The organism is Oliverpabstia sp. (genome assembly GCF_022785585.1).
GTDB classification, from domain to species: domain Bacteria; phylum Bacillota; class Clostridia; order Lachnospirales; family Lachnospiraceae; genus Oliverpabstia; species Oliverpabstia intestinalis.
Genome location: NZ_JALFPR010000090.1, coordinates 1 through 24945 on the forward strand (window position 1 = coordinate 1; position 24945 = coordinate 24945).

The 24945-nt window shown below is 45.9% G+C and carries 21 protein-coding genes and 1 pseudogene; 16 read left to right on the top strand and 6 right to left on the bottom strand.

The annotated features are described in order from the left end of the window. A partial coding sequence (locus tag MSA64_RS06230) for a gamma-glutamyl-gamma-aminobutyrate hydrolase family protein (RefSeq protein ID WP_287891010.1) occupies window positions 1–1539 on the top strand: 1539 nt, incomplete at its 5' end. A 199-nt stretch (window positions 1540–1738) separates the two neighbouring features. Here the strand turns inward: MSA64_RS06230 and MSA64_RS06235 are convergent. Further along, window positions 1739–2596 carry a class I SAM-dependent methyltransferase gene (locus MSA64_RS06235; RefSeq protein WP_106492871.1) on the bottom strand — a complete coding sequence of 286 codons (858 nt, stop codon included), beginning with the start codon at window positions 2594–2596 and terminating at the stop codon, window positions 1739–1741. Between the two features lie 364 nt (window positions 2597–2960). On the opposite strand from MSA64_RS06235, the gene MSA64_RS06240 reads away from it, so the two are divergent. From MSA64_RS06240 to MSA64_RS06255, 4 genes are all read left to right on the top strand, one after another. Next, the gene (locus MSA64_RS06240; RefSeq protein WP_022171878.1) at window positions 2961–4244 is read left to right on the top strand and encodes an aminotransferase class I/II-fold pyridoxal phosphate-dependent enzyme; all 1284 of its coding nucleotides are present in this window, start codon (window positions 2961–2963) and stop codon (window positions 4242–4244) included. Window positions 4245–4510: 266 nt separating this feature from the next. Continuing rightward, window positions 4511–5905: a L,D-transpeptidase family protein gene (locus MSA64_RS06245; protein WP_287891012.1), complete on the top strand. Its 1395-nt coding sequence runs from the start codon at window positions 4511–4513 to the stop codon at window positions 5903–5905. 70 nt (window positions 5906–5975) lie between these two features. Next, window positions 5976–7013: a D-alanine--D-alanine ligase family protein gene (locus MSA64_RS06250; RefSeq protein ID WP_154432788.1), complete on the top strand. Its 1038-nt coding sequence runs from the start codon at window positions 5976–5978 to the stop codon at window positions 7011–7013. Window positions 7014–7084: 71 nt separating this feature from the next. After that, a complete protein-coding gene (locus MSA64_RS06255) occupies window positions 7085–8464 on the top strand; it encodes a UDP-N-acetylmuramoyl-tripeptide--D-alanyl-D-alanine ligase (RefSeq protein ID WP_287891023.1) in 1380 nt (459 codons plus the stop codon). Between the two features lie 37 nt (window positions 8465–8501). Here the strand turns inward: MSA64_RS06255 and MSA64_RS06260 are convergent, their stop codons facing one another. Beyond that, window positions 8502–9242 carry a lysophospholipid acyltransferase family protein gene (locus MSA64_RS06260; RefSeq protein WP_154432787.1) on the bottom strand — a complete coding sequence of 247 codons (741 nt, stop codon included), beginning with the start codon at window positions 9240–9242 and terminating at the stop codon, window positions 8502–8504. A gap of 140 nt (window positions 9243–9382) precedes the next feature. On the opposite strand from MSA64_RS06260, the gene MSA64_RS06265 reads away from it, so the two are divergent. From MSA64_RS06265 to MSA64_RS06300, 8 genes are all read left to right on the top strand, one after another. Continuing rightward, the gene (locus MSA64_RS06265; protein WP_158557479.1) at window positions 9383–9793 is read left to right on the top strand and encodes a protease complex subunit PrcB family protein; all 411 of its coding nucleotides are present in this window, start codon (window positions 9383–9385) and stop codon (window positions 9791–9793) included. A 10-nt stretch (window positions 9794–9803) separates the two neighbouring features. After that, window positions 9804–11369 (top strand): DUF3794 and LysM peptidoglycan-binding domain-containing protein, encoded by a 1566-nt coding sequence (locus MSA64_RS06270; protein WP_277663736.1) that lies wholly within the window; start codon window positions 9804–9806, stop codon window positions 11367–11369. Window positions 11370–11548: 179 nt separating this feature from the next. Beyond that, window positions 11549–12433 carry a 4-(cytidine 5'-diphospho)-2-C-methyl-D-erythritol kinase gene (ispE, locus tag MSA64_RS06275; RefSeq protein WP_277663737.1) on the top strand — a complete coding sequence of 295 codons (885 nt, stop codon included), beginning with the start codon at window positions 11549–11551 and terminating at the stop codon, window positions 12431–12433. After that, entirely contained in the window at window positions 12423–13115 is a 693-nt protein-coding gene (locus tag MSA64_RS06280; RefSeq protein ID WP_022171870.1) for a GntR family transcriptional regulator, read from the top strand. The genes ispE and MSA64_RS06280 overlap by 11 nt, the downstream gene beginning before the upstream one ends. 301 nt (window positions 13116–13416) lie before the next feature. After that, a complete protein-coding gene (locus tag MSA64_RS06285; protein ID WP_022171869.1) occupies window positions 13417–14904 on the top strand; it encodes a spore germination protein in 1488 nt (495 codons plus the stop codon). A gap of 23 nt (window positions 14905–14927) precedes the next feature. Then, window positions 14928–16004 (top strand): hypothetical protein, encoded by a 1077-nt coding sequence (locus MSA64_RS06290; protein WP_154432784.1) that lies wholly within the window; start codon window positions 14928–14930, stop codon window positions 16002–16004. Beyond that, a complete protein-coding gene (locus tag MSA64_RS06295; RefSeq protein WP_154432783.1) occupies window positions 15991–16650 on the top strand; it encodes a Ger(x)C family spore germination protein in 660 nt (219 codons plus the stop codon). The genes MSA64_RS06290 and MSA64_RS06295 overlap by 14 nt, the downstream gene beginning before the upstream one ends. Before the next feature lie 228 nt (window positions 16651–16878). Further along, complete coding sequence (locus MSA64_RS06300) at window positions 16879–18231, top strand: MATE family efflux transporter (RefSeq protein ID WP_277663738.1); 1353 nt, start codon at window positions 16879–16881, stop codon at window positions 18229–18231. 118 nt (window positions 18232–18349) lie between these two features. On the opposite strand, the gene MSA64_RS06305 is transcribed toward MSA64_RS06300, so the two are convergent. After that, entirely contained in the window at window positions 18350–19933 is a 1584-nt protein-coding gene (locus MSA64_RS06305; protein WP_117525426.1) for a glucose-6-phosphate isomerase, read from the bottom strand. Between the two features lie 236 nt (window positions 19934–20169). On the opposite strand from MSA64_RS06305, the gene MSA64_RS06310 reads away from it, so the two are divergent. Then, window positions 20170–21522, top strand: a complete 1353-nt coding sequence (locus MSA64_RS06310) for an MATE family efflux transporter (protein WP_154432781.1) — start codon at window positions 20170–20172, stop codon at window positions 21520–21522. Between the two features lie 190 nt (window positions 21523–21712). Here the strand turns inward: MSA64_RS06310 and MSA64_RS06315 are convergent, their stop codons facing one another. The 3 genes from MSA64_RS06315 to MSA64_RS12185 form a co-directional block, all read right to left on the bottom strand. Further along, window positions 21713–22645, bottom strand: coding sequence for a 4Fe-4S binding protein (locus MSA64_RS06315; RefSeq protein ID WP_022171863.1), 933 nt, complete (start codon window positions 22643–22645; stop codon window positions 21713–21715). Between the two features lie 197 nt (window positions 22646–22842). After that, on the bottom strand, window positions 22843–23694 hold the full coding sequence (gene nudC, locus MSA64_RS06320) for an NAD(+) diphosphatase (protein WP_118618829.1): 852 nt from the start codon (window positions 23692–23694) through the stop codon (window positions 22843–22845). A 93-nt stretch (window positions 23695–23787) separates the two neighbouring features. After that, a complete protein-coding gene (locus MSA64_RS12185; RefSeq protein ID WP_321068916.1) occupies window positions 23788–23925 on the bottom strand; it encodes a hypothetical protein in 138 nt (45 codons plus the stop codon). Here MSA64_RS12185 and MSA64_RS11995 point away from each other — a divergent pair. Both MSA64_RS11995 and MSA64_RS06325 read left to right on the top strand, forming a co-directional pair. After that, window positions 23895–23987 (top strand): annotated as a pseudogene (locus tag MSA64_RS11995) (DUF6783 domain-containing protein); the annotation flags it as partial. The gene MSA64_RS12185 and the pseudogene MSA64_RS11995 overlap by 31 nt on opposite strands. A 134-nt stretch (window positions 23988–24121) precedes the next feature. Then, window positions 24122–24802, top strand: coding sequence for a class I SAM-dependent methyltransferase (locus MSA64_RS06325; RefSeq protein ID WP_235904570.1), 681 nt, complete (start codon window positions 24122–24124; stop codon window positions 24800–24802). The last annotated feature ends 143 nt before the right edge of the window (window positions 24803–24945 follow it).

The window sequence follows — 24945 nt, forward strand, 5'->3', positions numbered from 1 at the left end:
GGAGTTATGGCTACCGGCTGGCGATGGATCGGTGGAAAATGGTATTATATGAATTCCGCCGGGGCAATGCAAAGCGGCTGGTTTCAGGATGGACAGACCTGGTATTATGCCAATGGAAGTGGCGTGATGCAGACGGGCTGGCTGAACCGTGGAGGAACCTGGTATTACCTGACGGGAAGCGGAGCGATGGCAGAAGGATGGGGAAATATCGGTGGTACCTGGTATTATTTTCAGCCGGGAAACGGAGCGATGCAGGTCGGCTGGGTGAAAGACGGAAACATCTGGTATTATATGAATGGAAGCGGAGCGATGCGACGAGGCTGGCTGAACCGTGGAGGAACCTGGTATTATCTGACCGGAAGCGGAGCTATGGTGGAAGGCTGGGCGTATATCGGCAGTTCCTGGTACTATATGGTGCCGGGGAATGGAGCCATGGTCGGAGCCGGATGGCATCTGATCGATAATTCCTGGTATTATATGAACGGAAGTGGTGCCATGTGCAGCAACCGATGGATTGGAAATTATTATGTCGGTGGAAGCGGAGCGATGCTGACAAATACATGGGTTGGCTCATATTGGGTAGGAGCTGACGGGAACTGGATCCCGAATTATGACCCGGATCAGAATGCAAAATGGGTACAGGACGGAAACACCTGGTATTACCAGAGAACAGATGGAAGCAGAATCACTAATAGCTGGAAAAAGATTAACGGCACCTGGTATTATTTCGCCGGAAGCGGAGCCATGCTCACAGGATGGAACGTTGTGGGTGGCTCCTGGTACTTCTTTAACGGAAGTGGAGCGATGCAGACAGGCTGGGGTCAGGTTGACGGTTCCTGGTACTATTTTGGCGGTGACGGAGCCATGAAAACCGGTTGGATCAATGATGGAAAGAGAAATTATTATCTGAAAACAAATGGTGTATGGAAGAATATTCTTATCGGAGTTATCGGTAACAATGAGGCAGGAGCGGCAACTACGGCGGCAAAAGTCAGAGAAATGGGTGTTGATGCCGTGATCGTCACAGGAGGCTATGATCCTTCACAGTATGATGGAATCATTATTCCGGGAGGTGGAGATCTGGATCCATCACGATATGGACAGGCAAATACAGGAAGCAGCAATATCGACAATGCACTGGATGACAGACAGATCGATGCAGTGAAAAGAAGTGCCGAAGCCGGAAAACCGGTTCTTGGCATCTGTAAAGGTATACAGCTGGTGAATGTCGCTTTTGGTGGAACACTGAATCAGAATATTGGAGGTCACATGGGTGTATGGCATTCGGCACATGTGGTTGCCGGTGGATGGCTCTCAGGAGTATATTCCGGTTCTGTGAGTGTCCTTAGCTATCATCATCAGTCCATCCGTGATCTGGCACCTGGTTTCCAGGTAGATATGCGGGCAGGAGATGGAACAGTTGAGGCTATTTCAAACAGTGCAAAACGTGTCTACGGTGTACAGTTCCATCCGGAACAGATGAACAATGATGCGGGAAATCGTTGCATGAAACAGTTTGTGGCGATTTGTACAAACTAATGGGAAAATGAAATAGATCAGAGAAAAAACAGGCAGGAGAGATCCGGAAAAATGGATTTCTTCTGCCTGTTTCGTTTATGCGAGCAATGAGTCAAAGTTCGTGCTGGCACGAGAACTTGACAACTGCCGCGATAACTTGAGAAATTCGCATAGCATGTTTCTCATAATAATGTTGCATAGTAGCAATCGTTTATAATGATTACCGTTCCCAGCGTCCCGAAGCCCCGCATGGAAGCACCAGTCCGGTATCACGAACCGGTAAACCGATCTCCTGAGAGTCCACATGACCGTTAAATGGTTTCAACTCGGTAGCAATCATATAAGTCAGTACTGCCGGAGCAAGTCCTGTTGTGTAGGAGTTTACCAGGAAGAATAACGGATCATCGCTGAGTAGTTTTGCACACAGCTTGATCAGCGGATGGATCGCCTCCTCGATCTTCCAGATTTCTCCTTTGGGTCCACGACCGTAAGACGGCGGATCCATGATGATCGCATCGTAGTGATTGCCACGGCGGATCTCGCGTTCTACAAATTTTACACAGTCATCTACGATCCAGCGGATAGGGGCATCTTTCAGACCGGAAGAAACTGCGTTTTCCTTCGCCCAGGTGACCATTCCCTTAGAAGCATCCACATGAGTAACACTGGCACCTGCAGCTGCAGCGGCAAGGGTGGCACCACCGGTGTAGGCGAAGAGGTTCAGCACCTTGATCGGGCGTCCGGCTTTGCGGATCTTGTCACCGAACCAGTCCCAGTTGGTTGCCTGTTCAGGGAAAAGACCGGTGTGCTTGAAGCTGAACGGTTTTAAGTTGAACGTAAGGTCTTTGTACTGAATGGTCCACTGTTCCGGCAGGTTGAAGAATTCCCATTCACCGCCGCCCTTTTTGCTGCGGTGGTAGTGGCCATTCATCTTTTTCCAGCCCGGATTCTTCTTCGGGGTATCCCAGATAACCTGTGGGTCCGGACGAACCAGCAGATAGTCGCCCCAACGTTCCAGTTTTTCTCCTTTGGAGGTGTCAAGCACCTGATAATCTTTCCATTGATCTGCAATCCACATGATAAAATATCCTTTCTTTCTATATAAATGTATGTTTGGCTAACAGTATTTTCCGGAAATTGGGAAAAAGCCTGTATATGTTCTATGAGTAAAGTCAGAATGTCCAAGGGACATACTTATCTATAGAATACCATAAACCGGAAAGACAATACAACAGCTATTTGAAAATGCAAGTTTTATGAAGAAAAGTTGCATAAACTGCCTTGAAAAATAAAATACATCCGTATAATTTGCCGAAAATGCGAGTGTTTCTTGACATATGGTCACTTTCCCGATACAATATTTTCTAGTAGCGTTGTGTAGCGTGAAAGTGAAACGACTGCACAATGAACCATGATGGAAGCAAAAGCACAGGAGGAGATCTATGAAACCGTATAGTCAGTTAAGCAAAGAAGAATTAACCGCTCTGAAGAAAGAACTGGAGAAGCAGTTTGAGGATGTAAAAGGTAAGGGCCTGAAACTGGATATGTCTCGTGGTAAACCGGCAAAAGCTCAGTTGGATCTGAGTAACGGCATGATGGACATTCTGAACAGTGAAACCGATCTGGTAAGCTCTGACGGAGTAGACTGCAGAAACTATGGGATTCTGGATGGTATCAGTGATGCGAGAAAACTGCTGGCTGATATGAGCGAAGTGCCGGAGAGAAACATCCTGATTTATGGCAATTCCAGCCTGAATGTTATGTTTGATACCGTAGCACGTGCCATGACACACGGCTTTCTGGGAAGCACTCCATGGTGTAAATTAGATAAAGTAAAATTCCTCTGTCCGGTACCCGGATATGACCGTCACTTTGGTATTACCGAATTCTTTGGAATCGAGATGATCAATGTGCCATTACTGCCGACCGGTCCGGATATGGATATGGTGGAGAAACTGGTAGCAGAGGATCCGGCGATCAAAGGTATCTGGTGTGTACCGAAATACGCAAACCCAACCGGTATCTCGTACTCTGATGAGACTGTAAAAAGATTTGCACACCTGAAACCGGCAGCAGAAGATTTCCGTATTTTCTGGGATAATGCATATTCCATCCATCATCTGTATGATGACAAGAGAGACGTGATCCTGGAGCTGTTAAATGAATGCGTCAAAGCAGGAAATCCGAATATGGTTCTGAAATTTATTTCTACATCCAAAGTATCTTTCCCGGGATCCGGTATCGCAGCACTGGCAGCATCCGAAGCAAACCTGGAAGATGCGAAAAAATACATGCGTGTGCAGACTATCGGTCACGATAAACTGAATCAGCTGCGTCATGTAAGATTCTTTAAAGATATGCAGGGAATGTATGCACATATGAGAAAACATGCGGATATCCTGCGTCCGAAGTTTGAAAAAGTATGGGAGGTTCTGGACAGAGAACTGGGTGGTCTGGAGATCGGTACCTGGACAAAACCTCTGGGTGGATATTTCATTTCCTTTGATTCTATGGAAGGATGTGCAAAAGCTATCGTTGCGAAAGCAAAAGAAGCAGGTCTGGTACTGACAGGTGCAGGTGCAACCTATCCATACGGAAAAGATCCGAAAGACAGTAACATTCGTATCGCTCCGTCTTTCCCGACAGTAGAAGAACTGGCGGTTGCCGTTGAAATCTTCGTACTGAGCGTAAAATTAGTAAGTATCGATAAGCTTCTTGAAGCATAAAACACAGGAAAACTAAGGCTGTTTACCGGAGAAAAATTTTCCGGTAAATGGTCTTTTTCTTTTGCTCTTTTTTAAGAAAATGGCTTTACCCATCATAGGTTCGGTGTTAGAATAATGTGGAACAGACAGACGCGAGGGGGATATGCGGAGGTCTGTGAAGTAAATGAAGGGATGATGCAGGAATACCGGCAGATTTTTAAAAGAGAAGGAAAAGTAAAATGCGCCGGAAGGTCTGCATGTTCGGAAGAAAGTAAGGGATTATAGTTATGGCGAAAAAGAAAAAAAAGAATGCGAAGAAACTGGTTCTTGGCGTACTGGTTGCCTATGTAGCGATTATGGCTCTTGGATATATGGGGGTGTCCTATTATTTCTCCAGCCATTTTCTGAAAGGAACTACGATCAGTGGTATCGACTGCAGCAGCAAGACAGCCACGCAGGTGAAAAAGAAGATTCAGAAACAGCTTGGGCAGTATAAACTGCGGATCGCGGAACTGGATGGAAAGACAGAGACAATTCAGGCAACCCAGATCGATCTTACTTACGTGGATGATAATAAAGTAGATGAACTGTTAAAAGAACAGGAACAGTGGAAATGGATCACAGCATTCTCATCAAAAAAGACATACGAACTGGCAGTAACGACCACCTATGATGAGAAAAAACTGAAGGAAGCTCTGGATGATATGAGCTGTTTTCAGGAAGAAAATGTGGTCGCACCCAAGGATGCCTGTTTGAAGGAGCAAAATGGCGAGTATGTGATCGTTCCGGAGGAAGAAGGAAATACACTGGATCGCACAAAGGTGGAAAAGGCAGTAAAGGATGCAATCGAAAGCGGAAAGACAGAAATTAATTTGGAAGAACTTGGCTGCTATGAAAAACCATCGGTATGGAAGGATGATCCTGATCTGATTGCCGAGAGGGATGCGAAAAATCAGCTTTTGAAAGTCGATATTACGTATGACTTCGGAGATCGGAGTGAGACGGTAGATGGTTCCGTAGTAAAAGACTGGTTGATCCGGGACAGTGATGGAAACTGGACGGTGGATGAGAGCAAAGCGGCTGATTATGTACAGCAGCTTGCTTATAAATATGATACATTTGGTCTGACCCATGAATTTACCACACATGCAGGAAAGAAGATCACTTTGAAGGGCGGCGATTATGGATGGGTCATCAAGAAAAAAGAAACCACCGCAGCCCTTGTGGAATACATAAAAGAAGGAAAAACCGGAACGGTAGAGCCGGTTTATCTGTATGAAGGAAAGATCCGGGATACCAACGATATCGGTGGCACCTACGTTGAGATCAGTATCCAGGATCAGGAAATGTGGTGTTACAAGGATGGTGTGGTCGTGGTGGATACGCCCGTAGTAACGGGTAATGTGTCAAAAGGATATGATACACCGTCAGGAAGTGTCTGGGCAATTGATGCGAAAAAACATGATGCAGTCTTAAAAGGCGAAGGTTATACACAGCCTGTGACCTACTGGATGCCGTTTAATGGTAATGTGGGAATTCATGATGCGGATACCTGGCGTTCCGAATACGGTGGTGAGATCTACAAAACCAGCGGTTCCCACGGATGTGTGAACACACCTACAGCAAACGCGGAGAAAATCTTTAATACGGTAGAGATTGGAACACCGGTAATCGTGTATTAAAAAGAAGAAAGCAGTGGCTGAAACAGAAACTGCGAAAATAATTTTGGAAAGAAAGAGTAGGAGAAGAAAAATGAAAATTGTAGTATTGGCAGCTGGAACCAGCACGGAACGTGAGGTTTCTATTGTATCGGGAACAGAAGTGTGTAAGGCACTTCGTTCCAGGGGACATCAGGCGATTCTTGTGGATGTATTTTTCGGCAAGGAAGGTGCAGATCCTGCCACTGCTTTTGACGGAGATTATGATGTAGATGTAGAAGCTGCATATATCAGCAGTTTTAATGCACAGGTAAAAGATGCGGTGGCAAGCGGAAGAGAATTCTTCGGTCCGGGTGTGATTGAGCTGTGTAAGGCAGCGGATGTGGTCTTTATGGCACTTCACGGAGCGAACGGTGAAGATGGAAGAGTACAGGCCTACTTCGATCTGTGCGGTATCCCGTATACCGGAACCGGTTATCTGAGCAGTGCGATGGCGATGGACAAAGGAATCACAAAAAAAATCTTTCGGACTTCCGGTGTTCCGACACCACGCGGTGTGGAACTGAAAAAGGGGAAAGACAGCATGAATCTGGCTGACTATAATATGGAACTTCCGGTTGTGGTTAAGACCTGCTGTGGAGGCTCAAGCGTTGGAGTGTATATCACAAAGACACCGGAAGAATACGAAGAGGCACTGAAAGGTGCATTTTCCTACGAGGATGAAGTGGTAGTAGAGGAGTATATCGAGGGAAGAGAATTTTCTGTTGGTGTGGTAGACGGTAAAGCCTATCCGATCATCGAGATCGCCCCGGTAGAAGGATTTTACGATTATAAGAATAAATATTCCGCAGGCGCGACCATCGACACCTGTCCTGCAGTTCTGACCGAGGAGCAGACCAGGCAGATGCAGACATATGCAGAAGCAGGATGCAAGGCACTGGCAGTTGAGGGATATGCAAGACTGGATTTCCTGATGAAAGAGGATGGTTCCATGTACTGCCTCGAAGCAAATACACTTCCGGGTATGACTCCGACCAGTCTGCTTCCGCAGGAGGCGGCAGTTCTGGGCATTGATTATGCTCAGCTGTGTGAAAAGCTGATTGAAATTTCTATGAGAAAATATCAGAAGTAAATGATGGTTTGCAAAAAGAAAAGTAACTGTAAGGACATGAAACAGTTACGGAAAAAGAGGAAATTGTAATGATGAAGAATCTTACACTGGGACATATCGCGGCTGCCTGCCACGGTACCTATTTCGGCTCGGAAGAAAAAAAGAGTCAGTGCATTGAAGCAGTAACAACAGACAGTCGGAAAGTAGAAAGGGGTTGCCTGTTTGTTCCGATTGTGGGTGCAAGGGCAGATGGTCATAAATTTATTGATCAGGTAATGAAACAGGGGGCGTTGGCTACTCTGAGCGAACGCCCGTTAGGAGAAGTGGATTTCCCTTATATTCAGGTTGAGTCTTCGTTGCAGGCAGTAAAAGATCTGGCAGCATATTATCTGGAACAGTTGCAGATTCCGGTTGTAGGTATCACCGGAAGTGTGGGAAAGACCAGCACGAAAGAGATGATTGCAGCAGTACTGGAACAGAAATTTCAGGTACTGAAAACTCTGGGTAATTTTAATAACGAACTGGGACTTCCACTGACGGTGTTCCGACTTCGCGAGGAAGATGAAATTGCAGTTCTGGAGATGGGAATCAGCGATTTTGGTGAGATGCATCGTCTGGCGTCTATTGCACAGCCAAATACCTGTGTGATCACCAACATTGGTACCTGTCATCTGGAAAATCTGGGAGATCGTGATGGTGTACTGAAAGCTAAGACAGAGGTATTTGACCATCTGAAACCGGATGCTACAGTGATCTTAAACGGAGATGACGATAAACTGGTCACTGTAAAAGAAGTACAGGGAAGGAGACCGATATATTTCGGACTGAATGAGGAATTTCCGTTATATGCTGACGAGATCGAGAGCAAAGGACTGAAGGGGATTGCCTGTCGGATTCATACGCCGAAGGGAACATTTTCTGTGGTGGTACCGATTCCGGGACATCATATGGTTTACAATGCACTTGCGGGAACAGCGGTCGGACTGGCATACGGTATGGAACTTTCTGAGATTCAGAAAGGAATTGAAAGTCTGCAGTCATTAAGTGGTCGGTTCCATATTATTGAGAACGAAAAGTACACGATCGTGGATGACTGTTACAACGCAAACCCGATGTCCATGAAGGCTTCTCTTGGTATCCTGAAAGATGCGATGGGAAGAAAAGTGGCCATTCTGGGAGACATGGGAGAACTGGGAGAGAATGAAAAAGAGCTGCACAGGGAAGTCGGAACTTTCGCGGGAAATTGTGGCATTGATCTTCTGATCTGTGTGGGAACCCTGGCAAAAGAAATTGCCGAAGCGGCAAAGGAAAGCAGCATACAAGCGGAAAAACAGCTGAAAGCCGTATCCTTCGATACACTGGAAGAACTTCTGATGCATCTGGGAGAACAGGTGAAACAGGGAGATACGATCCTTGTGAAAGCATCTCATTTTATGAATTTTGGAAAAATAGTGGAAGCATTACAAAAATAAAATATAGTATGCAACAAAAAAGAACGGGTCACCGGTATTAAACCAGTGGCTCGTTCTTTTTCAGTGTTTCGAGAATCAGTGTTCTCGTATACTCACCGATATGTTTTTGGTCCTCTTTGGAAAGTTCAGATGGACGGAATGGTTTGCAGTATTCCAGAACTACATGGTTTTTTCGAATCTTCGGAAATTGTTTTTCAAAGATCGATACGGTGTTGTTCATAGCAATCGGGACAATCAGACAGTCAGTTTTAGTTGCCAGACGAAAGCTTCCTTCATGGAATTCCAGAAGTTCCAGATCGCTTTCATTCCTGTTTCTGGTGCCTTCCGGGAAGATGCAGACAGAGATACCGGACTTGATCAGCTCGATCCCAGACAGGATGGTTTTCAGTCCTTTTTTTATATCTTTCCGGTCAAGGAAGAGACAGTGGAGATAATGCATCCAGTTTGAAAGCAGAGGTATCTTCTCCATCTCAGCTTTGGCAATATAGCCGGTCAGCCGCGGGCAGCGGGTGTAGGTGAGAAGAATATCAAAAAAACTTCGGTGGTTGCCTATATACAGAACGGCTGCATCCGTCGGAACCAGTTCTTCGCCAATAACAGTAACTTCTACACCGGTCAGCCACAGGATAAAACGGAAAACTGACTGGATCAGATGCAGAGAGCTGATATCCTTTTTGTAGGGGTTGAATTTACCGATGATCCATTCAACAATAAGGATAGGAATTGAGAGGATCAGAAACCCGATAACAGTAATGCATACTAAAAGAAATCTTATCATATGTGCCTCCATATACATGAATTCTCAGATGGATGTTTCGCGTATGAAGATACGAAACATCACTGCAGTACACTTATTATATAGGAATTTATGGAAAAAATCCACATAAAATAATAAGGATCAATCGTGGGGGGATGCGGATGAACAGGAGTATGGTATTGTTGCTTCTGATTGTTGTGCTGGCAGGAAGTATCTGGGGATGTGGAAGGATGCGGCAGAAGAAGGAAAAAGAACATGGAGTAGAATATACGGTGTTGGGGGAAGACCAGATACCTGACGAGATCCGGAAAGTAGTGGATGTAAAAAAGCAGGAAGAATTTCAGATGACATATCAGGAAGAGGATATGCTGTATCTGTTACAGGGGTATGGGATTCAGAGCAGTGGAGGGTACAGTATCCGTGTGGAAAAAGTCAGCGAAAATGATACGGAACTTCATGTAAAGACAAAACTGATCGGTCCGAAGGGGAAAGATGGAGGAACGGAGGGGATATCTTGTCCGTATCTTGTGATCAAAGTGGAAAACCGTCACAAAAAAGTAGTGTTTGATTAGGAGGGAGTATATGGAACTGCGAAAAAAAAATTTGCATATGATGCAAAAGAAAAGCGAAGCTCAGAATCAGATTACTTTTGATGAGGATTATAATGTACCGGATCAAAAAGCGGATATCGGTCAGATCATCCAGAAGAAAGGCGAGGTGGAGATTGAACAGGTCCAGGTGAGCGAAGGAAAAGCTGTGATTCAGGGACAGTTGATTTTCCGGCTTTTGTATGTGGCAGACAATCCGGGAAAAACAGTTTCCAGTCTGGAAGGAAAGCTTCCGATCGAAGAAACATTGCATCTGGATAAGGTACAAAGCGGGGACAAAGTTTGCTTAAAGTGGGAGATTGAAGATCTGACGATTCATCTGATTAATTCCAGAAAGCTGAATGTGAAGGCAATCGTGGAATTCCTGGCAGTTGTGGATGAGGAAAAGCAGATATCGATACCGGTGGAACTGAAAGGAGAAGAAGAGATTTCCGCAAAGAAAAAGACGATCAGGGTTCTGACACTTGGTGTACATAAAAAAGACACCCTGCGAAAGAAAGAGGAAATTACGATTGCTTCGAACAAGCCGAATATTCACCAGATTCTGTGGAAGGATATTCAGGTACGGGGGCTTGAGATGCGGGCCCAGGAAGGAAAGGTGACAGCGAGGGGGGAATTGTCAGTATTTGTGCTGTATGTGTCCGATGATGAGGCCAATCCGCTGCAGTGGCTGGAACAGACTATGACATTTTCCGGTGAGCTTTCCTGTACAGGATGTACGATAGATATGATTCCATATATTGATACCACGATGTTGCAGTCCAGTCTGGAGATCAAACCGGATGCGGACGGAGAGGAACGGGTATTTCTTGTGGATGTGGTGTTGGAACTGGATATCAGGCTTTATCAGGAAGAAACAGAAACGATACTTCTGGATATCTATACGCCGAAACTGGAATGTATTCCGCGGTGCGAAACGCAGATGCTGGAACAGCTGGTAGTAAGAAATGCTGCCAAATGTCGTGTCAGTGACCGGATATCTGTGGAAGAAGCCCAGGGAAAGATTCTTCAGATCTGTCATGGAGAGGGCAGCGTGAAGGTGGATAGTGTGCACCGGGCAGAGCATGGGATTCAGGTGGAAGGAATTGTACAGGTAAGGATTCTTTACAGTATCAGTGACGATGAGATGCCGTTTTATTCGATGGAAACTGTGATACCTTTCTCTCAGATGATCGAGGGAGAACAGGTCAATGGACAATATGGTTATCAGCTGCAGGCTGATTTGGAACAGCTGTCGATGATGATGTTAGACAGCAGTGAGATTGAGGTGAAGGTGGTACTGAATCTGAATGCCTTGCTGGTAATGCAGTGGGAGGAAGACCTCATACAGGAGATCCAGACGCGGGAGCCGGATCAGAAAAAACTGGAAGAACTGCCTGGAATCGTATGCTATGTGGTACAGCCCAGGGATACTCTGTGGGATATTGCAAAAATGTTTTATACTACAATGGAGGCTATCCGGAAATTGAATGATCTTGGAGAAGGGGAAGTCAAACCGCGCCAGACACTTCTGGTGGTGAAAAACAGCGGGTGTAACTGAGAAAAAAACTCCAAAAGTGCTGCTTGAATTTTTGAAGAAAACAGTGTAATATATTTTTACATGAATATTGTATACAAAGTACATAGTTGCACGACTTGTGATCTGCTTATCTGATGTTACGGAACAACATCGGAAAACAGAAAGAAAAAGACAGGTGCAGAAGAAAAGGAGCAGAAAGGATGCGTTTACAGGCTTTTGCGAAGATCAACCTTGGGTTGGATGTGTTAGGAAAACGGGAAGACGGATACCATGAGGTCCGCATGATCATGCAGACAATCCGTATGTATGATCAGCTGGATATGCGAAAGAGTGTGGAGCCGGGGATTCATCTGACAACCAATAAAAAATATATCCCGGTGGATGAAAATAACCTGGTATGGCGGGCGGCGAAACTGATGATGGATACCTGTGGAATCATAGAAGGTGTAAGTATCCATCTGCATAAAGTGATTCCGGTGGCAGCAGGTATGGCAGGGGGAAGTTCTGATGCGGCAGCGACGCTGGTAGGCATGAATCGCCTGTTTCACTGTGGACTATCCAAAGAAAAACTGATGGAACTTGGTGTGCAGATCGGTGCGGATGTTCCGTACTGTGTGCTTCGAGGAACTGCACTGGCAGAGGGAATTGGAGAAAAACTGACGGTACTTCCGCCGATGCCGGATTGCTGGATACTGATCGGAAAACCAGGGATCAGTGTATCTACAAAATATGTATATACAACACTTGATCTGAATACGGATACGGTACATCCGGATATCGACGGGATGAAAAAGGCACTGGAAGACGGAAATCTGTATGGCATTACGGAACGGATGGGAAATGTCTTGCAGGATGTGACGATTCCCGCCTACCCGGAAGTGGAAAGAATCAAGGAACAGATGAAGACCTTGGGAGCGGTGAATGCGATGATGAGCGGAAGCGGTCCTACGGTATTTGGAATTTTTGACAATGAAGAAAAAGCACAGGAGGCGTGTCAGAAGCTGTGGGAGAGCGGATCATGCCAGCAGGTATTTCTGACGGTACCATTTAACAACTATGGAGGAAAAACAATCGATGGCGAGTGATTTGCACCTGGAGATGAATGAATATCTGCCACTGCGGGATGTGGTTTTTAATACGCTTCGTCAGGCAATTCTCCGAGGCGAACTGAAGCCCGGAGAACGTCTGATGGAAATCGCACTTTCTCAGCGACTGGGGGTCAGCCGTACGCCTGTACGGGAGGCTATCCGAATGCTGGAACAGGAAGGTCTGGTGATCATGATTCCCAGAAAAGGTGCACAGGTGGCTGAGATTTCCGAGAAGGATCTGAAAGATGTGCTGGAAGTCCGTCTGGGGCTGGAAGAACTGGCGGTACGGATCGCGTGCCAGAGGATCACAGAAGAAGAACTGGAAGAACTGGAACAGGCTGTGAAGGAATTCGAGGAAGCAATGAAAGAAGACAATCTTGGGGTGCTTGCGGCAGCGGATGTAAAGGTACATGAAGTGATCTATGGAAGTACCCATAACAAGCGACTGGTACAGATCATCAGCAATATCCGGGAACAGATGTATCGCTATCGTGTGGAATATCTGAAAGATGTGGAGAGCCGTAAGACCCTGGTGGAAGAACACTATGCTGTATACAGGGCACTCAAAGCCAGAAATCAGCAGCAGGCAGTGAAAGATATCTGCATTCATATTGTCAATCAGCAGAATGCGATTCTGCGAAGCCTGGAGCAGATGAATAAAGAAGAACAGGAAAAGTAACTATTCAGTAGCCACTGTCCCGCGAGGTGTTTTGACATGAATATGTCAAAATCCCGAGACATACAAGCCAAAATGCCATCACCGAAGGTGATTTTTTATGCATTTTGGCTGGTAACTGTGAAGGTACTTAACAGTTACCAGGAAAAGTAAAATAAGGAAACAGAGAAGCAGAAAGATGGGAAGATCATTAGAGTCTTCCTGTTTTTCTGTTTTTTTGCTTATTTTACATGTTCGGGTTTTACGGGTATAGAACCGGAAGAACCGGGGAGAATAAGGAGAGTGAAAGAAAGGAAGGAAAAGGATGACAGATGGAACACCGGTAACAAAAAATCTGGAAGAAAACGAGGTCTGGTTTCGAAGCCGCTGCGAAGGGTGTTCGGATATTAAACTCCAGCCCATGAGACTCGGGAAAGACGGCAGCGTCTCTGCGCTTGCCATCTATGTGGAAAATACCGTACCGAATCTGATCCTGGAAGAATCGGTGCTTGGACGGATGTTTATCGACATGGCGGGGAAAGATCCGAAAGAAGTGTATCAGGCAGTGGAAGCAAACAGCCTGGGGCTTTCGGAAGCACAGCCACTGCAGACCCGGGAAGAAGGGATGAATGCAATGCTGGCAGGGAATCTGCTTCTTCTGGTAGAGGGATATGATAAAGGGCTGAAAATCGGAAGTAAGGGATATCCCGCACGCTCTGTAGATAATACAGATACAGAAAAGGTGCTGAGGGGATCAAACGAAGGATTTACCGAGTCGGTAAAAACCAATACAGCACTGATCCGAAAAAGAATCCGGAGTACAGATATGAAAGTAGAAGAGCTGACCGCAGGTGTCCGGTCAAATACAAGGCTGGTACTGGTATATATGAAAGAGCTGGTATATCCGGAAGTGCTGGAACAGATCCGGCGGGGCATTGATCAATTTGTAATTGATGGGGTTCTTGACAGTGGAATCATTGAGCAGCTGACAGAGGAGGACTGGGTGTCACCGTTTCCACAGTTTCAGACTACCGAACGACCGGATCTTGCTGCGATGGAAGTACTGGATGGAAGAGTTGTTCTGTTGTGTGACAATTCACCGGTAGCATTGTTGCTCCCCAGTGTATTTCAGGATTTTATGAATGTGACGGAGGATCGTTATAACCGGTTTGAGATTGCCTCTTTTGAACGGGTAATCCGATATGCGGCGATGATCTTTTCTTTTTTGTTATCCGGAACATATCTGGCAGTGATTGGGTTCCATACGATGATCCTGCCGACCAATCTGATTCTGTCCTTTGCAGAGTCCCGGCAGGGGGTTCCATTTCCAAGTCTTCTGGAAGTATTGTTTATGGAACTGGCATTTGAACTGATCCGTGAGGCGGGGATTCGGATGCCTGGAGCTTTAAGTGGAACGATTGGTATTGTAGGAGGGCTGATCATCGGTGATGCGGCGGTGAGTGCCAATCTGGTGAGTCCGATGGCGGTGGTGATCGTGGCGTTAAGTGCATTGAGTTCTTTTGCTATACCGAATGAAGAATGTACTTCGGCATTCCGGCTGATCAAATATGGTTTTATTCTGCTTGGAGGACTGTTGGGCATGTATGGAATCGTACTGGGGCTGTATCTGCTTCTGGGACATCTGGCCCGGCTGACCAGTTTTAAGATTCCATATCTGATGCCATTTATCGGAAAAGATATTGCCGGATATCAGGACGAACGAGATCTTCTGGTGCGGGCACCGATGAGGAAAATGCGGTATCGTCCGATCTATACGCGAAGATCCCAGAGAGTTCGCTTAAGGGAAAAATAGAAAAATGAGGAGTGACGGAGGCAATGTTTGCAGAGAATAATAGAATCTCATGGTCGCAGATGCACTGTCAGTGCTTGCTTGCGGCACTGGGCATGGGATTGATATGGGGAATTCCGGAATTTACCGGAAGAGAAGGAGCAGTCGGAATCCTGATCGGCGGCATACTTCTCGTCCTGTGGAGCGGAATCCTTCGAAGGCAGATGACAGTATTCCGGGATCCGATCCGGTATCTGGGAAAAGTTCCCGCCTGGCTGATAGCTGGAATCTGGGAGAGCTATCTGGTGCTTACCGGTGGATGGCTGGTGGGAAAAGTCGGGCATCTGGCAGGAGAATATCTGGTTTCCGGAGTGCCTGAGACATTACTTTCCCTTATTTTTGTTCTTGCGGCACTGGGAGGATCCCATCATGTACAGGCACGGGGGCGGCTGGCGCAAATCTCATGGGGGGTTGCAGCATGGCTGGGAGGGATCTTGCTGTTGCTGGCTGCAGTTCAAAACAGTCCCTCTCTGGAGATGGTGTGGGGCGATCAACATCTGGAAACAACAGGGTTTGACTGGAAACGGAGTGTGAAAAGCATCGGAAAATATGTGGCATACGGATCTGGCATCGGTCTGATGACCTGGCTGACGGTACAGGTTCGTGACAGCAAAGAAAAAAGAAAAAAAGAAGGACTTGCGCCGGCCATTGGTCAGTTATCCCTCTGGTTTCTGACGGGAGCGGTGCTTCTCACTGTCAATTTTGGAACAGATGCAACAACTATGAATACCTGTCCGATTCTGGAAGTGATGGCGGGCGTGGAGCTCCCCGGTGGCTTTTTAAGACGGGTAGATTTGATTTTTTTAAGCATACTATTGTTTTCGCTGGTCTTTTTGCTGGGCAGTATCTTCTTTTACAGCAGCTATGTGGCAGACAGGATTCATATTTCTATTGGCCGTCTTCCGTCAGCGATTCTTTGTTTTTTACTGGGAACAACAGCACAGGAGCAGTGGAACTGGAGTCGTCAGTACCCGAAGATGTTAAGCCGGGTCTATCTGCCCGTATGTTTGATGATGACGGTCTGTGCAGCATGGGCGAGGAGAAAATCTTATGGAAAAAGATAAAGAAAGGCAGAGCATCCGGACTGGAGTGAAACTTCTGTTTTGCCTGCTTGTATCCGGATTTGTTTTTCTTATTGCCTGTCAGGCGGTGGAACCGGAAAAACGGGCGTATCCGCAGGTGATCGGCATCGACTGGCAGAAAGAAGAACAAAGGTATACAGTGTGGATGCATATGGCATCTCTTGCCGAAGACACCGGGCAGAGGAAACAAAGCGCAGAGACGCAGCCGGGAAACGAACTGTATTTTACCGGTTCGGATGGGGCGCAGATCCATACTGCTTATGAAGCGACCAGGGAACAGTATCTGGATATCGGACATGTAAAAGCAGTAATTTTTGGTACCTCTCTCCGGGAAAACAGGGAGAGATTAAGAGAAGTGCTTACGGGAATGGAGTCGGAGAGCAGCCTAGGAAACAGTCTCTGTATTTTCACAACAGACAGTCTTTCGGAACTGTCGCAGGCTGTGGAAGAGCAGGGGATCTCACTGGGAGATTTTCTTACCGGGTTGTATGAAAATCGTACCGATTCATCGGCACAGGCACCGGTGAGACTTGCGGATCTTTACCGCTCCTGTCATACAGATACCGCCCTGCCTCAGATACCAGGTATTACAGTAAAAGATCGGGTATTGATGGTAGAGAAAAAATAGCACCGGGAGACATAAATGTTTGCAGAAAACAGTTATCCTGTATATGAAGCAGAAACTTGTAGTATATCCATTGTGAAAATCTCTGGGAGATAGTATAATCAATTGTGAAAGTATAACAAAAATGAGAAAAAATTAAAAAAAATATAGATAAAATGCCCATGGAACTAAATTAGATGATTCGGACCATGGCAATGTTTGGGAAAAAACGGGAAGATAAGAGGAAGAAAAATGAGAGAACAACGCAGTCAGGAATTGTGGCAGCAGATTGGAGAAGTATGGCATTTGAGCCTGCCAGCTATTCTGACACAAATTACAACAATAGCCATGCAATATATAGATTCTGCGATGGTAGGAGCACTGGGAGCAAATGCTTCTGCTGCGATCGGTCTGGTAGCAACAACTACCTGGTTGTTAGGCGGAATTACTTATGCGATAGCAGCGGGATTTTCCGTACAGGTCGCACATTATATTGGAGGGAAAAAAGAGAAAGAAGCCAGACAGGTGGTATGCCATGGTCTGCTGGTTGCACTTCTGGTATCAGGAATTTTGTGTCTGATCGGACTTTCCATCAGCGGAAGACTGCCGGTGTGGCTGGGCGGTAATCCGGAGATCCGGAAAGATGCATCGGCGTATTTTATGGTCTATGCGCTGATGGTACCGTTTTCACAGATCAATTCCCTGAATTCGTCTTTCCTGCAGTGCAGCGGAGATATGGTGACACCAAGTATCCTGAATGCAATCATGTGTGTGTTGGATGTGATTTTCAATGCACTTCTGATACCAAGATTCGGAGTTATGGGTGCCGGGATGGGAACAGCGCTTGCCTGTGCATGCGTCAGCCTGACCATGACGGCGCGGTGCTGTATCCACAATGAAAAACTGCATCTCAGGAGAACGGAAGGGTTTCACTATGATCCGGAGATATTAAAGAGAGCATTCCGGATCGGAACGCCGGTGGCAGTGCAGGAAATAGCCATAAACAGTGCGATGGTGGCAGCCACAATGATCATCGCCCCATTGGGCGCTGTTTCTATTGCGGCAAATTCTTTTGCAGTGACAGCGGAGAGTCTGTGCTATATGCCGGGATATGGTATTGGGTCGGCGGCAACAACACTGGTTGGGAGAAGCGTGGGTGCAGGTGAGACGAAACAGGCAAAAAGGTATGCGAATATCTGTACAGCGATGGGTGCATGCTTCATGGCTGCAACCGGAGCGATCATGATGCTGATCTGTCCGATTGTATTCCGGGTATTGACACCGGATCCATCCGTACGGACGATGGCGGCACAGGTACTTCGTATCGAACTTCTGGCGGAACCATTGTTTGGAGCATCTATCGTGGCAGCAGGAGCACTTCGTGGCGCAGGTGATACTTTTGTTCCAAGCCTTATGAATCTTGGAAGTATCTGGATCGTCCGGCTGGGTCTGGCAATGATTCTTGTAAAAAGTCTGGGGCTTCACGGTATGTGGATCGCTATGGCGGTGGAACTTTGTGTTCGTGGCTGTCTGATGTTATATCGGCAGAGAACCTCAAAATATTATGATCTCTATAAAAAGGAAACTGCCACAGAAAATGTGTAAAGAGATAAAAGAAGCCATATCATCCTGTGAAAGATGATATGGCTTCTTTTTACAGAGGACAACGTTCAGGAATCCGTGAATACAGGGAAATCTGATATCGTTGCACAAACAGTTTTGCTTAGATATTCAGCATATCACTGAAGACTTTCAGTGCACCGTCGGTATCATGAGCCAGAACACGTTTTGCAAGAATTTTACCAAGCTGTACGCCTTCCTGGTCAAAGCTGTTCAGATTCCATACAAAGCCCTGGAACATGATTTTGTTTTCAAAGTGAGCTAACAGGGCACCTAAAGATGCCGGTGTCAGTTTGTCTCCTACAATGATGCTGGAAGGACGTTTTCCTTTGAAATTTTTGTTCAGATTTTCGTCTTCTTTACCGCAGGCAAATGCCACGATCTGGGCAGCTACGTTTGCACACAGCTTCTGCTGGCTGGTGCTGCTTTCGATATCCACATCTACACCCAGCTGGCTGTTTTTGAAGCCGATGAACTGCAGTGGAACGATGTCAGTTCCCTGATGCAGTAACTGGTAGAAAGAGTGCTGTCCGTTGGTTCCCGGTTCTCCGAAGATGACCGGTCCGGTTACATAATCTACCGGTTCACCGAAACGGTTGACAGATTTTCCGTTGGATTCCATGTCACACTGCTGCAGGTGTGCCGGGAAACGGCTCAGTGCCTGAGAGTATGGCAGAACTGCTGTGGAAGGATATCCCTGTACATTTCTTTCATATACGCCGATCAGAGCATCCAGCATATCCGGGTTTTTCAACAGATCACGGTTGGTAGCCAGTTTGTCTTCGGCTGCTGCACCATCCAGAAGTTCTGCGAAAACTTCCGGTCCGAAAGCCAGAGAAAGGATCGCTCCACCTACACCGGATACGGAAGAGTAACGTCCTCCGATATAGTCATCCATGAAGATCGCAGTCAGATATTCATCACTCTTAGCCAGTGGAGAAGTCTCACTGGTAACTGCCAGCATGTGCTTGGAAGGATTCAGACCTGCTTTTGTCAGCGCATCCTTTACGAATGCTTCATTGGTCAGGGTCTCCAGAGTTGTACCTGATTTGGATACTACGATAAACAGTGCGTGTGCCAGATCTACAGATGCCAGAACAGCAGCTGCATCATCCGGGTCTACATTGCTGATGAATTTTGCTTCCATTTTGAAGGTATTGTTGGCTTTTGCCCAGTTTTCCAGCGCGATATATAAAGCGCGGGGACCCAGGTCACTTCCGCCGATACCGATCTGTACAACGGTTGTGAATTTCTCGCCGGCTTCGTTTACGATTTCACCGGCATGTACTTTATTAGCAAAATCAGCAGCTTTTTTCTGCTGTGCCACATAGAAGTCACGTTTGTCAACGCCGTCAACAACGACAGGATTACCCAGCTGTGTACGTGCCAGGTGATGCAGAACCATACGTTTTTCGCCGGTGTTGATTACAGCGCCGTTGTACAGCTCCTCAAATTTATCAATTAACTGTGCTTCGTCTGCCAGTTCAGCCAGAGCTGTCAGGACAGTTTCATCTACTTCTTTTGCTGCGTAATTGTACTGTAAACCTGCAGCCATTGGAGTGCTGTAGTTCTTTACACGTTCGCCACCCTGTTCTCCGGACATTGCAGTGGCAATATCCACATGATTTTTCAGTCCGGAAAGCTTATCATAAGATGAGAGGGTGTCCAGATTTTTCCATGTTGCCATAATATATTCCTCCTTATCAATAGGTGTATAATCACTATCACCATTAGTCATTATACTGAAAAAAAACAGCGATTTCAATGGATTGATGTATTTAATTCAAAAATGTCGAATTTGCAAAAAGTCAGTGGTTATTTTGCATAATTATAAAAGAAAGAGATATTGATTTTGTAGGGAAAATAGTTCAGAATATAAAGAAAAGAAACAGATCATCTGGCGTAGGTAGGGGAGAACACACTATGAAAAATAATAAATATGAGATCGATATGTGCAATGGGTCGATCATGGATAAACTGATATCTTTTGCGTTGCCGCTGATGCTTTCCGGTATTCTGCAGCTGATGTTCAATGCTGTGGATATCGTGGTAGTGGGAAGGTTCAGCGGCAGCCAGTCACTGGCGGCCGTAGGATCTACAACAGCACTCATCAATGTTTTTACCAACCTGTTTATCGGAATTTCTCTGGGAACCAATGTACTGGCGGCCAGGTTCTACGGAGCAGGAAAAACAAAAGAAATGTCAGAAACGGTTCATACGTCTATTGCACTGGCACTGATCAGCGGTGTGGCAATGGCAGTGATCGGACTGATCTTTTCCCGCTGGTCTCTGGAAGTGATGGGAACGCCGGAGGATGTGATTGCCCAGGCAACATTATACATGCAGATCTATTTTCTGGGTATGCCATTTTTCATGGTGTATAACTATGGTGCTGCCATTTTGCGGGCGGTAGGAGATACGAAGCGCCCGCTATTCTATCTGATTATTTCGGGTGTGATCAATGCTGTGTTAAATATGATTCTGGTCATTTTCTTTCATATGGCGGTGGAAGGTGTTGCCATTGCAACGGTCATTTCGCAGCTGATTTCATGTATTCTGGTACTGCGGTGTCTGTATCGGTCAGAGGGAAGCTATCAGTTGCGATTCTCAAAACTAACCATGAAAAAAGCTTATCTGATGCAGATCTTTCAGGTAGGTGTTCCGGCGGGTATCCAGAGTACGGTTATTAACTTCTCCAATGCCCTGCTGCAGTCCTCAGTCAATTCCTTCGGTTCGGTAGCTATGGCAGGGTACACGGCAGCCAACAATATCCTCGGATTCCTCTACGTATCCATCAATGCCGTAACACAGGCATGCATGAGTTTTACCAGTCAGAACTACGGTGTGGGAAAATACAAACGAATGGACAAAGTTCTGATCGATTGCCTGATTCTTTCGGTGATCGTAGGAGGTGTTCTCGGCTGCGGAGCCTATTTCGGCGGCTCCCCGATCCTCTCCATCTACACAGAGGATCCCGAAGTTATCAAAGCAGGCCTTGAGATCCTGTCTATTACAACCGTCCCCTACTTCCTCTGCGGAATCATGGATCTTTTTCCGGGAGCCCTGAGGGGCATGGGATCATCCACCGTCCCCATGATCCTGTCCGTCATAGGAACTGTAGGCACAAGAATTCTGTGGATCTTTGGAATATTCCCATCCCACAGAAGTCTCTACATCCTTTTTATTTCCTATCCGGGTTCCTGGATCATTACTATCATCATGCAGGTGATCTGTTATTACTTTGTGAGAAAAAAGACTTACGGGACAGGCAGCTGAAAAAACGGCATAACACCAGAAGGGATATAGAAGATAAAAAGAAAATAGAAAGAGAAACCACGAAAGACATACCATAAGAAAAATAAAAGACAGCTCAGCGCTGTATTCTAAATGAAGCTGAACTGTCTTTTGCACTCGTCGATCCGGTTCATCTGTGCAGTGAAATCATTTATGTAGCGACAATAGCATTTTATAATTCCCGGGACAGGATTTCTTCTTTCCGTTCCAATAACGAATCATCCCTCAAAAGCGCTTCCTCAACCGTTTCAAACCCAATCCGATCAATCATAACCGCAAACCTTTCTCCTGCGAGTCCTCTCTCACGGAACAGTAAAATCGCCTTCTCAATCACATCCATTGCCTCATCCTTAGTAGTAAACACCTTACTCAGTGCACGACCATGAGAAATCTTCTTCCCCCAGCGTCCGCCAACAAAAATTTTAAACCCATACGTTCCGTCTGTAATCGAATCGAATCTGCAGTTTCCCACACATCGACCACAGTGAATACAGACATTTTCATCAATATGTAATTTCTTATCCGATACTTTGGCAGCTCCCATCGGGCAAACTGCCTCAACACTACATTTTTTACATCCTTTACAAAGCTCTGCTTTAAAATGAGGAATTCGTTGCCCAATAATACCCAGATCATTCAGATTCGGTTTTACACAGTTATTTGGACAACCGCCTACTGCAATTTTAAACTTATGAGGCAGCTTCACATCATGATACCCCTCATAAAAACGTTTATGAATCTCCTCTGAAATCGCAAACGAATCAAGAAGTCCATACTGACAGGTGGTTCCTTTACAGGAAACTACGGGACGAACTTTAGCGCCCGTACCACCGATAGCCATACCGGCATTCTCGACAAACTCCTGAAACTCTTCCAGTTTTTCATAAGGAATACCCTGTACTTCAACTGTCTGTCTCGTGGTAAAAGTCAGAATTCCGTTTCCAAACGTTTCTGCAGCGTCTGCCATCGCCCGGTGCTGGGCAGCGGTAACTTTTCCATTTACTGTTAAAATACGGGCAGAAAAATTATCTGTCCCCTTATTATTCAAAAAACCAAGCCCTTTCAGTCTTTTTTCTTCCTCTTTTGAAAGTGTTAATGATGACATATTCTGAGTTCTCCTTTTTATAGAAATGTGGCAACTACTCAGTAGGTAGCATTCCGCGAGGCGTTTTGGCATGTTTATTGCCAAAATCCCGAGACATACAAGTCAAAGTGCCATCACCGAAGGTGATTAGAAATGCATTTCGACTCGTAACTGTGAGGCTACTGAACAGTTACGAAATATGTAAATACAGCAAGATATTAATTCAGTACAGCACGGCCGGTCTTTGCAAAACGTACGATCATTTCACGTGTCAGGCTGAAGTCTTCGTCTTCAATGATGATATCTTTCCTGTCCATCCAGAGTCCGGTGGAAAGTTCGTTGCGGTCAAGAGTGATGGAAGGATCACCGTCCAACTCTGCGTAATAGCCGATCAGGAGATCCGACGCCATTCCCCAGGGTTGGGTTTTGTAATACCGCAGATTTTTCACTCTTACTCCTACTTCTTCATAAACCTCCCGCATTACTGTTTCCTCGGCGGTCTCCCCGATTTCAGTAAAACCGGCAATCAGCGCATAATTAGGATTATTCCGTCCGGCATATTTTGTCAGCAGAATTCTTTCCCCGTCGATTACTCCGACAATAATAGCCGGACAGATTTTCGGATAAATGGTATTTCCACATTGTGGGCAGGAGAGCATCCGTTCTTTATGGGAAGGATCCGGAACAACAGGAGTTCCGCAACGTCCGCAAAAACGATTGTTCCGATACCAGTCATACAGATGAAAAGCCGTCATTGCAGCAAAAATATGATGCTTGGGCTCTCGACCGCGGATTTCCTGAAGAGAGTGGAAAGTATAAGTTTCCGGAAAGTCCAGATCCGCATCCATCACAAGAAAACAGGAGGTTTGATCCAGAGCAAACAGCCAGATCAGAGAAGTAGTGGTGGGAAACTGTGAAGAAACATTTTCCCATAGTGGAAACCGGCAGGTATTTGCTGAGAGATCTGCCAAAAGTTTTCGGTCACGGAAAGCAAAAATCAGATCTCCGTTCTGCGGAGATCTCGGAGTAAATTCATTATAAAGATGATGTGGGGTAATATCCTGAATCATAAAAATCCTTTCTGAATCTGTAAAAGTATCTGTAAAAAGACGGTATATTAGGTACATGACTATATTCTGATACACGGACGAAAACATACCTTATTACTTCACCAGGGGATAAAATCTGTTGTTTAAATTGAGTATACATGACTTGAAAGGAAAATGCAACATGAACTTGCAGTGAGTTGTGGGGTGGGTTATACTAGAGCGTGTTTGAAAAATCATTCCCGCAATCTGCACGCCCCAGTTTGGGCATATTTTGCTCGAATTCAGTTGCCGTAGCCCGCTACGGCGCCTTCATCCGGACAAAATCTCCCACAAATTGTGACGCACATCTTGCAGAAAGCCTTTTTTAAACACGCTCTAGAGTTAGTGATGAATGACGGAAATAAAAAAGCAGTATTATGTGAAAATGACTGTAAAGGAGATGAGTATAATGGGAAGAAGCAATATGTGTAATATTCATACAGCAAAGAAAACAGAACGAACGCAGGAAGAAATCACCATTTCCGGAAATCCGGCAAAACCACAGGGTGAGGATGGAGCGACAATGCTGAAACGAATGAATGAGAGTCATTCACCGGTGACATGTTGGGCGCTGGAGCACTGGCAGATTGCACCGGAAGAGGAGCTTCTGGACATTGGCTGCGGTGGTGGTGCTACGTTAAAACGGATGGGTGAGAAGATAACGACAGGCCATCTGACGGGCATAGATTATTCACCGGTGTCTGTGAAAACCTCGCTGAAAACGAATCGACAGGATGTGGAAAGCGGAAAGATGAAAGTTCTGGAAGGCTCCGTGGAAGCGCTGCCTTTTGCAGACGATGGGTTTGACAAGATCATCACGGTAGAAAGCTTTTATTTCTGGCCGGATCCACAGGAAAACCTGAAAGAAGTACGGCGGGTACTGAAAGAGGGTGGTACGTTCCTGTTGGTGGCAGATACCTATAACAAAGATGGTCTGGATCCGAAGACACTGGAAAATATTTGCCGTTTTCACCTATTTACCCCGACCGCTGAAGAATTCAGGAAACTGTTTGAAAAAGCAGGTTTCACGGACATTCAGATCCACGTAAAAGAGGGTACGGACTGGATCTGTGTAGAAGGGAAAAAGTGATAAAATGTAACTATTCAGTAGCCACTGTCCCGCGAGGTGTTTTGACATGAATATGTCAAAATCCCGAGACATACAAGCCAAAATGCCATCACCGAAGGTGATTTTTTATGCATTTTGGCTCGTAACTGTGAAGGTACTGAACA

Bases quoted from the DNA above. Each gene is read 5' to 3' on its own strand.
- MSA64_RS06235 (WP_106492871.1), bottom strand. From the start codon at position 2,596: ATGTGGATTGCAGATCAATGGAAAGATTATCAGGTGCTTGACACCTCC.
- MSA64_RS06240 (WP_022171878.1), top strand. From the start codon at position 2,961: ATGAAACCGTATAGTCAGTTAAGCAAAGAAGAATTAACCGCTCTGAAG.
- MSA64_RS06245 (WP_287891012.1), top strand. From the start codon at position 4,511: ATGGCGAAAAAGAAAAAAAAGAATGCGAAGAAACTGGTTCTTGGCGTA.
- MSA64_RS06250 (WP_154432788.1), top strand. From the start codon at position 5,976: ATGAAAATTGTAGTATTGGCAGCTGGAACCAGCACGGAACGTGAGGTT.
- MSA64_RS06255 (WP_287891023.1), top strand. From the start codon at position 7,085: ATGAAGAATCTTACACTGGGACATATCGCGGCTGCCTGCCACGGTACC.
- MSA64_RS06260 (WP_154432787.1), bottom strand. From the start codon at position 9,242: ATGATAAGATTTCTTTTAGTATGCATTACTGTTATCGGGTTTCTGATC.
- MSA64_RS06265 (WP_158557479.1), top strand. From the start codon at position 9,383: ATGAACAGGAGTATGGTATTGTTGCTTCTGATTGTTGTGCTGGCAGGA.
- MSA64_RS06270 (WP_277663736.1), top strand. From the start codon at position 9,804: ATGGAACTGCGAAAAAAAAATTTGCATATGATGCAAAAGAAAAGCGAA.
- ispE (WP_277663737.1), top strand. From the start codon at position 11,549: ATGCGTTTACAGGCTTTTGCGAAGATCAACCTTGGGTTGGATGTGTTA.
- MSA64_RS06280 (WP_022171870.1), top strand. From the start codon at position 12,423: ATGGCGAGTGATTTGCACCTGGAGATGAATGAATATCTGCCACTGCGG.
- MSA64_RS06285 (WP_022171869.1), top strand. From the start codon at position 13,417: ATGACAGATGGAACACCGGTAACAAAAAATCTGGAAGAAAACGAGGTC.
- MSA64_RS06290 (WP_154432784.1), top strand. From the start codon at position 14,928: ATGTTTGCAGAGAATAATAGAATCTCATGGTCGCAGATGCACTGTCAG.
- MSA64_RS06295 (WP_154432783.1), top strand. From the start codon at position 15,991: ATGGAAAAAGATAAAGAAAGGCAGAGCATCCGGACTGGAGTGAAACTT.
- MSA64_RS06300 (WP_277663738.1), top strand. From the start codon at position 16,879: ATGAGAGAACAACGCAGTCAGGAATTGTGGCAGCAGATTGGAGAAGTA.
- MSA64_RS06305 (WP_117525426.1), bottom strand. From the start codon at position 19,933: ATGGCAACATGGAAAAATCTGGACACCCTCTCATCTTATGATAAGCTT.
- MSA64_RS06310 (WP_154432781.1), top strand. From the start codon at position 20,170: ATGAAAAATAATAAATATGAGATCGATATGTGCAATGGGTCGATCATG.
- MSA64_RS06315 (WP_022171863.1), bottom strand. From the start codon at position 22,645: ATGTCATCATTAACACTTTCAAAAGAGGAAGAAAAAAGACTGAAAGGG.
- nudC (WP_118618829.1), bottom strand. From the start codon at position 23,694: ATGATTCAGGATATTACCCCACATCATCTTTATAATGAATTTACTCCG.
- MSA64_RS06325 (WP_235904570.1), top strand. From the start codon at position 24,122: ATGGGAAGAAGCAATATGTGTAATATTCATACAGCAAAGAAAACAGAA.